This is a genomic window from Aliiglaciecola lipolytica E3, from assembly GCF_000314975.1.
Lineage (GTDB): Bacteria > Pseudomonadota > Gammaproteobacteria > Enterobacterales > Alteromonadaceae > Aliiglaciecola > Aliiglaciecola lipolytica.
The window spans coordinates 35,985-49,250 of the sequence record NZ_BAEN01000064.1 but is presented as its reverse complement, the minus strand read 5'-3'; the positions used below and the strand labels follow the sequence as shown (position 1 = coordinate 49,250).

The window sequence follows — 13,266 nt, the reverse complement described above, 5'->3', positions numbered from 1 at the left end:
GGGGATAGGGTAAAATTAATCTAGCAACTGCTCAGAAATTTGCCAGTGAGAATCGCTAAAACGTGCTGACTTTGAGGTCAACTCAGTTATTTATTTTCCCCCAATGGAATTAGATTAGTGATCGTTAAGCTAAAAAGGCGTTCACTTTGTTGACGATACCTTCTGAGTCTAAACCTAATTCGTGATACATTTCTTGCTGGGTACCCTGCATAATAAATTGGTCAGGCAAACCTATTTGCAATAATTTATTGGTGTATTTTTGACTCAATAGATATTCCCCTACGTAGCTTCCTGCTCCGCCAGCAATTGCACCATCTTCTAAGCTCACAAACAGCTCATAGTCACTTTGTAGACTATCAAGAACTTCCGTATCTAGCGGTTTCACAAAACGCATGTCGACAAGCGTTGCTCCTAGTTGTTCTGCTGCTTCAAGGGCGAAGGGCAATAGCGTTCCAAAATTAAGAATAGCTATTTTGCTACCCTGTTTAAGGGTTCGCGACTTGCCTAACGTCAGGGCGGTCATGTTCTTTTCGATAGCTGCACCAACCCCTGTGCCTCTGGGATACCGCACTGCAGCAGGTTGATTAAGTTTGTGGCCAGTGAATAACATTTGGCGACATTCGTTTTCGTCTGAAGGTGTCATAATAACCAAGTTCGGAATACATCGCATAAATGGAATGTCAAAAGCACCTTGATGAGTCGGACCATCAGCACCCACAATTCCTGCGCGGTCAATTGCAAAAAGAACAGGTAAATTTTGTAATGCGACATCATGAATTAATTGATCATAAGCGCGCTGTAAAAATGTTGAATAAATAGCAACGACAGGGTGCAAACCATCTTTTGCTAATCCAGCTGCAAAGGTCACTGAATGTTGTTCAGCAATGGCTACATCAAAATATTGTTTGGGAAACTGTTGCGAAAACTTCACCATCCCAGAACCTTCACGCATCGCGGGCGTTATAGCCATTAACTTAGAATCTAACGCAGCCATATCGCATAACCAGTCGCCAAAAACATTAGAAAAACTAGGACCGCTTGGCGCGGATTTAGGTAAGCCGTTGTCACTTGGATTAAATTTGGGCACAGCGTGAAATTTGATTGGATCTTTTTCGGCCAATTCAAACCCTTTCCCTTTTTTGGTAACGACATGCAGAATTTGTGGACCTTTGATGTTTCGCATGTTGCGCAACGTTTCAACTACGCCTTTCACATCGTGTCCATCTATTGGACCAATATAATTGAAACCTAATTCTTCAAAAATTGTACCGGGAACAACCATCCCTTTTATGTGCTCTTCCGCACGGCTTGCAAATTCTTTGATGGGAGGCACATTACTCAATAATTTTTTACCGCCATCACGAATTGAATTAAAAAAGTTACCTGTTAGCAAACGTGCTAAATGACTATTCAGAGCGCCAACATTTTCGGAAATGGACATTTCATTATCGTTAAGGATCACCAACAAATCTTTGTTGATATCACCACCATGATTGAGCGCCTCAAAGGCCATGCCAGCTGTCATAGCACCATCGCCAATAACCGCCACCACTTTTCGATCTTTGCCTTCTTTTTCTGCTGCCACCGCCATGCCAAGTGCAGCGCTGATTGAAGTAGAAGAATGACCTACAGCGAAAGTGTCGTACTCACTTTCTAGGGGCCAAGGAAAGGGGTGTAGCCCCTCTTTTTGACGAATCGTGGTCATTTGCGCTCGACGACCCGTCAATATTTTATGCGGATAGGCCTGATGGCCCACATCCCAGATAAGACGATCAAATGGCGTGTTATAAACGTAATGCAAAGCTACGGTTAACTCTACCGTACCTAAACCAGATGCAAAATGACCACTGCTTTTACTGACACATGACAAGAGGTATTGACGCAATTCATCTGCACACTGTCTCAATTGTTCTTGTGGCAGTTTGCGCAAATCTTCAGGCGTATTGGCCTTTGCCAATATAGGGTAGTGAGCTAAATCGAGTGTCATGTTTTGCCTAGTATTAATTATGATTATGGCTTGTACGTTTGTTTAATAATGCCGATTTACAACAAAATCAGAAAACTCACGCAATAACGTTGTATTGTATGGCAAAGCGTCTAATGCGTGAAGTGCTTGTTGATGAAGTTGTTGCAAATATGTTTTCGCGCCCTGTAATCCCAATAGTGAAGGGTAAGTTGATTTATTGTGCGCCAGGTCTGAACCTTGAGGTTTTCCGATCACCTCAGAATCCCCTTCAATGTCCAAAATGTCGTCTTTAACCTGAAATGCTAACCCTAATGCAGCACTAAAATTGTCAAGATGTTGCAGCACAACAGGATCAATATTTTCCGCTAATGTGGCGGCCATCGAAACGGATACTTTGATTAATGCACCTGTCTTTAAACTATGTAATTGCTGTAAATCAGACTGAGCTATGACTTTGTCGGTCGCTAGTAAATCTAGAGATTGTCCTGCACACATTCCAAAATGCCCAGAAGCACGAGATAACAGGTTAATTAGCGCTAACTGTTTAGACGGCTCGTTCTGGGTTGAGGATAAGATATCAAACGCAAGTGTTTGCAAAGCATCACCAGCTAATATTGCGGTGGCCTCATCGAAGGCAATATGACAAGTTGGATTACCACGACGTAATTCATCATCATCCATTGCTGGCAGATCGTCGTGAATTAATGAATAAGCATGGATGCATTCTACTGCGATTGCAGGCGCATCTAGGCTGGTCAGGGGTACATTGAGCATTTCACCTGTGGCGTATACCAAAAAAGGCCGTGTTCGTTTACCGCCATTGAGCAACGCATATTGCATCGCTTCAGAAAGTCGTGCAGCAGGAGAGACGTGTTGTGAAAAATATTGCTGAAGCAAACCATCAAGGCGTTGATGATAATGCTTTTGTTGTTGAACTAATTGATTCACTCATCTATCCGCTGTTGATCTAAGTCTTGAAGATTCTCTTCTTGATCTTGCTGCATTAAAATCTGAACACGCTGTTCTGCTGCTGTGAGCATTTTTTGACTATTTCTGGCCAAAGCAATGCCACGTTCGAACTTCGCTAATGCCTGTTCTAATGGGATGTCGCCTTGTTCCATTTCTGCAACCAGTTGCTCGAGTTCTAGCATAGTGTCTTCGAACGAATTTCCACTGGCTTCGTTGTCTTTACTCATCTGGTTTGCATCCTTAATCGATAAATTTTAAAAGGTGGGAACGATACCTGAGGCACCTTTTTCGGTCAATTGATTTTACCAGTTGTTAAAACGTCATTGTGGTTAAAATTTGGATTTTTTTAGGTTGTTTTTTTACTCATGTAAGCAATGGATATGCTATGTTTTTATTTTACGAGGATATAACTCCTTTAGAAACGGCTTCAACAGTCGATAAAATTGAATAATTCAGTGACTTATCCGGTCAAATGCCTTAAAAAGAGCAAGGTAATCGGGTGAATTTTCGATTAGCTTATCGAATCCTTGGGAGGACAATGTGGATTTAGCAACCCTTATAGGTATGCTTGGAGCAATCGGCTTCGTCGTCATGGCCATGGTTATGGGTGGCGATATAAGCATGTTTATTAACGTGCCATCTATCCTTATTGTATTTGGCGGTACCTTGTTTGTTGTGTTATCTCAGTATACGCTCGGGCAATTTTTCGGCGCTGGTAAAATCGGTGGTAAGGCATTCATGTTTAAAATTGAATCGCCTGACGACTTGATTCAGAAAATTGTAGAAATGGCGGATGCAGCAAGAAAAGGCGGCTTTTTAGCTTTGGAAGAAGCTGAGATAGAAAATGCGTTTATGCAAAAAGGTGTCGATATGCTCGTAGATGGTCATGATGTGGATGTAGTAAGAGACACATTGGCCAAAGACATTACGATGACCTCTGAACGGCATGAATTTGGCGCGACTATCTACAAAGGTATGGGAGATGTCGCTCCGGCAATGGGAATGATTGGTACCCTGATTGGTTTGGTTGCCATGTTATCAAACATGGATGATCCAAAAGCGATTGGACCTGCAATGGCCGTTGCATTGTTAACCACGTTGTACGGCGCGTTTTTTGCCAACGTTATTTGTTTACCCATGTCAGTGAAACTTAAGAACCGCGCTAATGAAGAAAAGCTCAATCAAAGTCTAGTACTAGACGGAATAATTGGCATTGCTGATGGCCAAAATCCGAGAGTGATTGAGGGCATATTGAAGAGTTATCTGGCTGCCAATAAACGCGGCGCGGCGACTGAGGAAGAATAGAGAATGGCTGAAAAAGAATGTCCTAAATGCCCTCCTGAGGGACTCCCTGCGTGGATGGGGACATTCGCAGATTTAATGTCGCTGTTAATGTGCTTTTTTGTGCTTTTATTAGCTTTTTCTGAAATGGATGTACTTAAATTTAAGCAAATTGCTGGCTCAATGAAGTTTGCATTTGGGGTGCAAAATAAAATCGAAGTTAAGGATATTCCCAAAGGTACCAGTGTGATTGCGATGGAATTTCGTCCAGGCCGTCCAGACCCCACACCGATAGAAAATATTCAGCAACAAACCATCGATATGACCCAAGAAATGTTGGAATTCCAAGCCGGTGATGAAGATTCTGCTGGTGGCAGACAAAAACAACGTGGTGAGCAACGGGGCGGGGCGGCTCAGCAAACAGCGACTGATCAAACGTCAAGTTCCGCTCAGCAACAAGCTAGCCAAGAACAAACCAATGAGTTGATGAAAAAGGTCGCTCAGCAGTTGCAAAAACAAATTTTAGACGGTTCAATTGAAATGGAATCGTTGGGTCAGCAAATTATCATTCGGATCCGTGAAAACGGTTCTTTTTCGGCAGGCTCAGCATTTTTGCAGCCGCAGTTCAGACCTATCCTTAAGAGTATTGGAGAACTGCTTGCAGACGTACCTGGCGAAATTGAAATCTCAGGTCATAGCGATAGCCAACAAATTTCTAATGAGTTGTATCGTTCTAATTGGGATTTATCTGCTCAACGTGCAGTAGCTGTTGCCGAAGAAATAAGAAAAGCAGAGGGATTTGACGAGAAGCGAATGGTGGTGGTGGGCAAAGCGGATACCTCTCCGCTGGCTAATAATAGCGATGCAGCCGACCGAGGACAAAATCGTCGGGTTGAAATTGCAATCAACCAAGGTAAGCCGATGTACTCCAAGCCTATTTCGGTAATAGAACCCTAAGGTGTAAGTACTCTGTTGATGGTAAACGTTCTTATCTGCACTTTCTTAACGGAGATGTTTTGTCGAAAAAGATTGATATCTCCGCAACACCCACACCAAATTTACTCATGTAAGAACGGTTCATCATTCGATGTTCGTCTAACATAAACATCCAGTCGTCAACTTTTAGATCATATTCCGAACCATCAACTGGTACTGTTAGTGTATACACCCAGTTAAAACTCATACCATTTGCAGCTCCGCTTGCTTGACCCACGACATCTCCCGCTGAACCTGTCACTGTGCCATCAGAAGCGACAGTTAATGCCCACTCCCGTATTTGCGTTTCACCATCTGTAAAATAAAAGGTTTCATGTAACTTTCCTTGGTTACCTTGCCAAGTGCCAACAATGTCGACACAGAAACGACGTGTGGTTTTAGTTGAATAATCTTGCACTATCCCCCAAGCGGTCAAGTCACCCGAAAAATACTGCTGCAAGTTAAATTCTGGTGTTGTGCCCTGATACTCTTCAAGTGACGAAGAGCAACCACTTAATGTTAGAAAGGTTAGGATGACCCCTGAAGATTGTAGAGTTTTCATTTACTCGCCTCCAATAAGCTGTTTGCGTAGTTTCGGGTAGCTACAATTTTTATCTAACCATATCGCCAAAAAATGTCTGCCAAATTTAGTATCTTGAATTTCACCAATAGCCTCATCATTTAAATAAAATTCACTTGTCCCATCGGATTGCACTAGCAAAGTAAGTTCATCATGCTTATTAATGTTAGGCCACATGGTGGCAAGTTTTTCGAGCCATGGTTGTGTATCTTCATCGCTATAGCCAAGTTTTTGCCACTCTTGCTGAGTGCGCTCTAGCAGGTCTTTGCTTTTGATATCGCGAAGGTATTTTATTTTCAACGCAATCGGGAAGGTATTCTCTTGATAATTTCCATCGGCGCTAAAAAGCGTTGAAAAATAGATATCGAAAAAGAATATTTCTAACTTTGCAGCTCCCACTTTTTTAAGCTCGGCGACTGGATTTGCCATTGCTGTTCTCACACTCAGGGTACTAAAAGAAAAGCACAAAATTAAAAGAAAAACTTTCATTGGCCGCTATCTTTTCAGTTCGTTGACGTAGCTAGGTTTGCTAATTACCAACTGAACTGTCGAAATCGTGCGTTCTAAAAAACCACCTTCACAATAGCTAAAATAATATTGCCACATACGCATAAATCTCTCGTCATATCCGGAAGAGGACAAGGTCTCTTGTTTAGCGGTGAATCTTTGCTGCCAATGATTGATTGTTTTTGCATAATCTAAACCTATGTCATGCAAATCTCGGATCATCATGTCGGTGTAGTGTTTCAAATGTCGGTTCAATTCAAACTGCGAAGGTAAAAATCCACCCGGGAATATATGTTTTTGAATAAAATCGACATCTTTGCTGTAGCTTTCGTAGCGACGATCATCAATGGTTATTGCCTGCAAAAGCATAAGACCGTTGCTTTTCAGAAGGGATGAACATTTTTCGAAAAAGTTGGGTAAATATTCTTTTCCCACAGCTTCGATCATTTCGATAGACACCAGTTTGTCATATTTACCTTCTAATTGACGATAGTCTTGTTTTAATAAGGTAATTCGATTTTCAAGGTTCTCTTTAAACACCCATTCTTGCGCGTAATCAAACTGCTCTTCTGAAATGGTCGTGGTCGTAACTTTGCAACCATAGTGCTTGGCGGCAAAAACAGCTAGTCCCCCCCATCCTGTACCTATTTCCAACAGATGGTCTTGTTCTGTCAACTGCAACTTATCGCAAATGGCCTTTAGTTTTATTTGTTGAGCATCTGCCAATGATGTTTCTGGGGTTGGATAGATGGCGGCAGAATACATCATGCTACTGTCTAGAAATTGGCTATAGAGTCGATTTCCCAAATCGTAATGTGCGGAAATATTTTTTTTAGCCTGACGGGTAGAATTTTTAGTCTTGATATTACTTAATTTTCTAATCGGAGTAGCAAACCAACTCATTTTCGATTCCCAAGCATCAAGCATCGGTAAGTTTCTAGCAAAAATGCGGATGACGTCAGTGAGATTTGGGCTTTCCCAAAGGTTTTCCGTGTAGGTTTCTCCAGAGGCAACGCTGCCGCCAAACAGTAATTTGCGATAAGCCCTAGGATCTAAAAAATTAATTTCTGCATGTAGATCAGAGTTAACATCTCCGAACCTGTCAACGAGTACACCATGTTCTTTGATCGTCATCATACCCTCTGGTAAATGACTGAACACTTTAAATAGAATGCTTCGGCACATACGATCAGACCAAGACATTGTTTCGGTTTGGGTTAGGGTGTTTTCACTATTTAACATCAGCTTTTTTATCCTTATTGCCTGGATGACCATAAAAAGGCACACCTTTAATAAATAATTTCAGTGCTTGCCAATAAATACCAACCAAGGTTTTAATCGTCATGCTTGGAATACTTAGTAATACGCGGAAAAGGTGTTTTGAGTTCAGTGGTTGACGAATTAGTTGTAAACTAGCCTCAAAGTGTTTTTGTTTTTTTATGCAACTTAGAGTGAGCGCGAGTCGACTATCGGGTTGTTTAATATTCCATTGATATTGCATATCAATTGGGTTGAATGGCGATACATGGAATGCCTTTTCACAGCTATTTTGTTCTGATAAGTCGACTAAATAATGATGTCTTTGATTCCAAGGGGTATTGCTCACCTCAGCTAATAAGTGACTAAAGTGGCCGTCAGACTGTTGTAAGTAGTAGAAGTTTACCGGACTAAAATAGAGACCAAATGTGCGTAGTTGTCCAAGCAGAAACACTTTTCCTGTTAACGGCTTTTCGGCCAATTCACTCATGCGTTGTAACACTGATGTTTTCAGGTCTTGGTGTTCGTCACCTAAATAATCTGCGCGCTTAAATCGAATCGGCGATAATCGATTTTTGGAGATGCCTTTTACTTGTGCGCACACCTCTTCTATTTCATCCAAATCGAGCCAAAACAGGAAAATTCGATAGTCGAACGCATGTTTTTTCGGAAAATGCCGTGCATGGAACACTTTACCTGTATATAACGCGCTGTTCATTAGAGTTCCACTCCAAAACGGCTGCACACATCTAAAGCACTGCGTACACCATCTTCATGAAATCCGTTGTACCAATATGCACCGCAAAAGTGGAGGCCATCAACTCCACAAATTTCTTGTCTACGTAATTGGGCGTTTGTACTTTTTAAACTAAATTGAGGGTGATGATAATTGAAACGTCGCAATATTTTTTCTGGGTTTATATGCTCACTGTTATTCAAGGTGACGCAGAAAGTATGTTCGGAATTTAAGCGCTGCAAAATGTTCATATTGTAGGTAAGTGATGTTGGAGCATTTTCTTCGTCATGATGTCCTTTTAGCAGATAGTTCCAACTTGCCCAGGCGAGTTTTCGCTTTGGTAATACCGAGGTATCAGTATGCAGCACGACCTCATTGGGTGAATAAGGCATTGCGGATAAAACGCTTTTTTGTGCCTGACTCGGCTGCGCAATCATGTCTAGTGCTTGATCGCTGTGACAGGCAAAAATAACGTCATCGAACAAAAGCGTTTTGTCCTGTTGATTCGAGTTATTGTCAGCTAGCACCAGTTGGTACTGAAGTTCTTTTTTGAGCACCTTTTTAATCGGGCTGTTTAAGCGAATGTGTTGCTTAAATCCTGCTGTTAACGGGGCAATATATTGCTTAGAACCACCCTTAATCGTATACCACTGAGGGCGGTTGGTAATATTGAGTAGTCCGTGGTTATTAAAGAACTGCAAAAAGAAAGCAAGTTGAAAACCTTTAATATCATTAAGCGTCGCAGACCAAATTGCCGCACACATAGGCAAAATATAGTTATGGCAGAATGCCGTACTGAAATTATGATTATCCAGAAATTCGCCTAAAGTGATATCGCCTATTTGTTCAGGCGATTGGCTAGCATAAAGTTCTTTACACAATTTATTAAAGCGCAATATGTCGCGAACAATACGGTAAAATTTAGGTCGCAATAAATTCCTGCGTTGCGCAAATAAGCTGTTGATCGTGTTGCCATTATATTCAAGATTTTCACTTAAATTTTTGACACTAAAACTCATTTCAGCTGGCTGTCCTTGAATGCCAATTTTCTTAAGTAGCTTAATAAAATTAGGGTAGGTCCAGTCATTGTAAACGATAAAACCTGTATCGATAGCAAATGGCTTGCCCATAACTTCAACGTCAACAGTGGCAGTGTGCCCGCCAATATAATCATTCGCTTCAAACAATGTTATGTCATAATTTTTGTGCAATAAATGCCCACAGGTCATGCCTGAAATACCAGAGCCTATAATCGCGATGCGTTTTGTCATTGTTCATCCTGCTTATGCTTCATTTTACTGCTGATTCTAAATTTCAACGAACTGGGTAGTAGATTTAAAATCCGCAATATCAAACTAAATTTTTTCGGAAAATAGATACTCGTTCGACGTTGTTCTATACCGGCTAATAGCGCTCTGACCGCCTCATCAACACTGATTTTCATTGGCATCTCAAAATCATTTTTATCCGTTAAAGGAGTTTCGACAAAGCCTGGAGAGGCGCTTTGAAGCAAAATATTTTTTGGGGCTAAGTCAACCTGCAAACTTTTGCTGAGATAATGTAGAGCGGCTTTGCTTGCTCCATAAGCTTGGCTGCGGGTAAACGGGAGTAATCTGGCTAAACTGTCGATAATTACAATTTGTTGCACACTGGAGGGGGAGTTGAGCAGTGCTGCAACACAATGAACCGTGCCCATAAAATTAACGTCAAACACGCGCTTAAACATGTCTGCGTTAAACTCTTCAACATCAACATACTCACACACTCCTGCATTTAACACGGCAATGTCTACACTGATATTTTTTAATGCTTCATCAACTTGTTGTTTACTAGCAACATCAAACTGAAGGGGGGTAATGTTTTGATGTTTGCCAAGTTCCTTAAGCGCTTTAAGGTTGCGTCCGCAGGCAATGACCTTGTATTGTTTACTTGCGCACAACATTGCTAGGGCTTTTCCTATGCCTGAGGTTGCTCCAGTAATTAATATCGTTTTCACCAAATTCGCCTTTGATTATGCGTTTGTTTCACTTTCTAGCAAGCATTCTTTGCAAGCTAACTAAGTGGCCGAAGTATTAAGGTAAATACTGAATGTTGATTTAATGGGATCATTTTTTGTTGCAAAAATGCTTACATGTTTTTTTATCGATCTAAAATATCGAACGTGTCGTACCAACAGAAGATAGCAACAAAGGAATTTCAAATTGGCTTCAGAAACGTTCACAGCACCGCTATTCCCATTGTCTGCTCACATATTGCCAGGTGGTGCAATGACTCTGCGAATTTTTGAATCAAGATATGTACGTATGGTTAAAGAAGCGTGTGCGCAGCAAACGGGCTTTGTTATATGTATGTTGAACACAATGGGCAATAAAGAAAAAAATCAGCACATTTACCCGATAGGGACATACGTCACCGTCGAGGACTTTAATTTACTAGAAGATGGTCTGCTTGGTATTACGATTAGAGCGCACTATTGTGTTCACGTTGATTCGATTGTTACCGAAAAAGATCAACTTAGAGTGGGGCATTGTAAGCGATTAGAAATTTGGTCTTCAGATCCAATTACAACCGAAACAACCATTATTGATACAAAGCTAAAAGAAGTTTTTGATAAGTACCCAGAAGTTAACGCGCTTTATCCTAACGCTGATTTTACAAATCCTGTATGGGTTATTTATCGATGGTTAGAACTTCTTCCGGTTAACGCAGAACAAAAGCAATCATTTTTACAACAAAAAAACTGTTTACCTGCTTTGGAATTTTTATCACAACTGGTAGAGTGATCCTTATCCATTTAAATGCGTACAAACCTTAAACTAGAACGAAGCCAGGAAAGTACGCATGCTAGTCGGAATTCCATTGCAGTCAAATAATGCAAACATACCTAAGCCCAAAGAATGTGCGCAAGAAATGTCGCAGTTTCTTGTTACTGTGGCGGATAAAAGGTGTAAACGATCGTTTGCCGAAATTTTTAATTACTTTGCTCCACGCTTACGTTCCTACTGCTTAAAACAGACTGGCAATGAAGCATTGGCAATGGAATTGGTACAAGACACGATGTCAAACGTTTGGCAAAAAGCGCATCTTTTTAATGCAGACAAAGGCTCACCTTCGACGTGGATTTTTACGATTGCTAGGAACTTACGCTTTGATATGTTGCGTAAACAACAGAATCGTAAAGAAGATATTTGTTCCGACGACCTTTGGCCAATATTGTGTGAGCATACTGCTGATGCGAACGAAGTGACACTTGAAGAACAAATGACATTGCAACAAATTAACACCATGTTTGAATCTCTACCTGAAAAACAAAAAGTAGTGATTGAAGCCATTTATATACAAGGGAAATCCCAGCAAGAAGTTGCCCTCGAATTAGATATACCCTTAGGTACTGTCAAGTCTCGAACCAGATTAGCATTACAACGTTTAAAAGAGTTGATTAAAGACGATGATTAATTATCACCCCACTGAAGAGCAGTTAAGCGAATTTGCGCAGGGGCTAAGTTCGCCAGCATTAGCTTTGGTGATTTCAGCACATATTGATATGTGTGGGAAATGTCAAAAGCATGTAGCGCGGTTAGAGAGTGACAGTGCAAAAGCAGTCTTTGAAGATCAAATAAATATTGCGGCTAATCAGCCTAAAGAATTTGCTTCAATGTTAGCTGATATCACATGTTTACCGGTTTCCGAGAGCCCGTCTGCAACACCCAAAGAGAGTATGATTGAGTTAGACGGACGAAAATTTGCTGTGCCTAGAGCGCTGAAACGTTATGTTGATAAAACCGGTAATTGGTCGCACTTGTTAGGCAATCTTTGGCAAGCACCAGTTGATTTAGGTCCAATAGGGAAAGCGCACTTCATTTTCATGCAAAAAAATGGACGTGTTCCTGAACATACCCATAGAGGAACAGAGTTAACCCTAGTGATTGATGGTGAGTTTAGCGATGGTATTTCGCATTATGACACTGGCGATTTTATCTTAATGAACAGCGACAATACACATGCTCCCCATTCGGAGGCAAGCGAAGGATGTTTAGTCTTCAGCATTGTTGATGCCCCATTACATTTCACCTCAGGAATAGCTAGGCTTCTCAATCCATTTAGTCATCTATTCTTTTAAAAAGGACTGCAAACAAAAAACGCGCTGAGATTTAATCATAGCGCGTTTTTTGTATACCACCGTTTTTGCTATCGCAATGTCAGGCTAGCTAATATAGTTGCTATTTGGATAGTTCAGTTTCAACGTTTTTAGCGCGTTGTTTTTCAATTCATCGAGATCCAATTGGTCGTAACATTCCACCATTATTTCTAATGCATTTTGAATTTCGCTTGAATCTGGGAAATATTCAAGCACATATCTACCGCGGTTAGCCGCAGCTACATATGCTTCACGGCGCATGTAAAAACGCGCAATGGCAATTTCATATTTCGCCAATCTATTTTTAATAAAGACCATGCGCTTTTTAGAATCCGCCGCATATTTACTGTCTGGAAACTTATTAATTAAACGTCGAAAATCTGCAAATGCTTCTCTTGATTTGCTTGGATCTCGATCTGAACGGTCTATGCCAACAAGCTCTTGAAACAAGTTTTTATCAGCATCCAAATTGGTCAATCCGCGCATGTATAACGCATAATCAACGTCAGAATGGTTTGGATTGAGTCGTACAAATCTGTCGATAGTAGCAATCGCTTCTTCGGTTTTACCAATTTTATAATAAGAATAAATAAGGTCTAGTTGCACTTGATGGGAGTGAGGACCAAATGGAAAGCGGGAGTCCAGTGTGCTCAATATTTCAGTTGCAACGTTGAAATTACCTTGCGACATATTCTTTTTTGCTTGATCATACAGCGCACTTTCACTTCGGTTGCCTATCAAAATATCGTCATCATCAGGTGACGAAGAGCAGCCGTACATAGTGACAACAGAAATCAAAATGATTAGTTTGTAGAATGTGTTTTTAAATGTCATGTTACTCTTATTCTATACAGGGA

The 13,266-nt window shown here is 40.9% G+C and carries 15 protein-coding genes; 5 read left to right on the top strand and 10 right to left on the bottom strand.

The window, feature by feature from the left end:
• Positions 1-124: 124 nt before the first annotated feature.
• The 3 genes from dxs to GLIP_RS15950 are packed head-to-tail and all read right to left on the bottom strand — an operon-like array spanning position 125 to position 3,162.
• Positions 125-1,987: a 1-deoxy-D-xylulose-5-phosphate synthase gene (gene dxs, locus GLIP_RS15960; RefSeq protein WP_008845702.1), complete on the bottom strand. Its 1,863-nt coding sequence runs from the start codon at positions 1,985-1,987 to the stop codon at positions 125-127.
• Positions 1,988-2,029: 42 nt separating this feature from the next.
• Entirely contained in the window at positions 2,030-2,914 is an 885-nt protein-coding gene (gene ispA, locus GLIP_RS15955) for a (2E,6E)-farnesyl diphosphate synthase (protein WP_008845701.1), read from the bottom strand.
• Positions 2,911-3,162: an exodeoxyribonuclease VII small subunit gene (locus GLIP_RS15950; protein ID WP_008845700.1), complete on the bottom strand. Its 252-nt coding sequence runs from the start codon at positions 3,160-3,162 to the stop codon at positions 2,911-2,913. Before GLIP_RS15950 ends, ispA begins: the two co-directional genes overlap by 4 nt.
• Positions 3,163-3,475: 313 nt before the next feature.
• Here GLIP_RS15950 and pomA point away from each other — a divergent pair, with 313 nt between their 5' ends.
• On the top strand, positions 3,476-4,240 hold the full coding sequence (gene pomA, locus GLIP_RS15945) for a flagellar motor protein PomA (protein WP_008845699.1): 765 nt from the start codon (positions 3,476-3,478) through the stop codon (positions 4,238-4,240).
• Between the two features lie 3 nt (positions 4,241-4,243).
• Positions 4,244-5,173 (top strand): flagellar motor protein MotB, encoded by a 930-nt coding sequence (locus GLIP_RS15940; protein ID WP_008845698.1) that lies wholly within the window; start codon positions 4,244-4,246, stop codon positions 5,171-5,173.
• Positions 5,174-5,204: 31 nt separating this feature from the next.
• On the opposite strand, the gene GLIP_RS15935 is transcribed toward GLIP_RS15940, so the two are convergent.
• The 6 genes from GLIP_RS15935 to GLIP_RS15910 all read right to left on the bottom strand — a co-directional run bounded on the left by GLIP_RS15935 (position 5,205) and on the right by GLIP_RS15910 (position 10,267).
• Positions 5,205-5,753, bottom strand: a complete 549-nt coding sequence (locus GLIP_RS15935) for a DUF3833 domain-containing protein (protein ID WP_008845697.1) — start codon at positions 5,751-5,753, stop codon at positions 5,205-5,207.
• Complete coding sequence (locus GLIP_RS15930; protein WP_008845696.1) at positions 5,754-6,200, bottom strand: chalcone isomerase family protein; 447 nt, start codon at positions 6,198-6,200, stop codon at positions 5,754-5,756.
• Positions 6,201-6,266: 66 nt separating this feature from the next.
• Entirely contained in the window at positions 6,267-7,520 is a 1,254-nt protein-coding gene (locus tag GLIP_RS15925; RefSeq protein WP_008845695.1) for an SAM-dependent methyltransferase, read from the bottom strand.
• Positions 7,510-8,253, bottom strand: coding sequence for a DUF1365 domain-containing protein (locus GLIP_RS15920; RefSeq protein WP_008845694.1), 744 nt, complete (start codon positions 8,251-8,253; stop codon positions 7,510-7,512). Before GLIP_RS15920 ends, GLIP_RS15925 begins: the two co-directional genes overlap by 11 nt.
• A complete protein-coding gene (locus GLIP_RS15915) occupies positions 8,253-9,542 on the bottom strand; it encodes an NAD(P)/FAD-dependent oxidoreductase (RefSeq protein ID WP_008845693.1) in 1,290 nt (429 codons plus the stop codon). The genes GLIP_RS15920 and GLIP_RS15915 overlap by 1 nt, the downstream gene beginning before the upstream one ends.
• Positions 9,539-10,267, bottom strand: coding sequence for an SDR family NAD(P)-dependent oxidoreductase (locus GLIP_RS15910; RefSeq protein ID WP_008845692.1), 729 nt, complete (start codon positions 10,265-10,267; stop codon positions 9,539-9,541). Before GLIP_RS15910 ends, GLIP_RS15915 begins: the two co-directional genes overlap by 4 nt.
• Before the next feature lie 205 nt (positions 10,268-10,472).
• Here GLIP_RS15910 and GLIP_RS15905 point away from each other — a divergent pair, with 205 nt between their 5' ends.
• The 3 genes from GLIP_RS15905 to GLIP_RS15895 are packed head-to-tail and all read left to right on the top strand — an operon-like array spanning position 10,473 to position 12,391.
• Positions 10,473-11,054 carry an LON peptidase substrate-binding domain-containing protein gene (locus tag GLIP_RS15905; RefSeq protein ID WP_008845691.1) on the top strand — a complete coding sequence of 194 codons (582 nt, stop codon included), beginning with the start codon at positions 10,473-10,475 and terminating at the stop codon, positions 11,052-11,054.
• A gap of 58 nt (positions 11,055-11,112) precedes the next feature.
• Positions 11,113-11,727 carry a sigma-70 family RNA polymerase sigma factor gene (locus GLIP_RS15900; RefSeq protein ID WP_008845690.1) on the top strand — a complete coding sequence of 205 codons (615 nt, stop codon included), beginning with the start codon at positions 11,113-11,115 and terminating at the stop codon, positions 11,725-11,727.
• A complete protein-coding gene (locus tag GLIP_RS15895) occupies positions 11,720-12,391 on the top strand; it encodes a ChrR family anti-sigma-E factor (RefSeq protein WP_008845689.1) in 672 nt (223 codons plus the stop codon). Before GLIP_RS15900 ends, GLIP_RS15895 begins: the two co-directional genes overlap by 8 nt.
• 84 nt (positions 12,392-12,475) lie before the next feature.
• On the opposite strand, the gene GLIP_RS15890 is transcribed toward GLIP_RS15895, so the two are convergent.
• On the bottom strand, positions 12,476-13,243 hold the full coding sequence (locus tag GLIP_RS15890) for an outer membrane protein assembly factor BamD (protein WP_008845688.1): 768 nt from the start codon (positions 13,241-13,243) through the stop codon (positions 12,476-12,478).
• Positions 13,244-13,266: the final 23 nt, after the last annotated feature.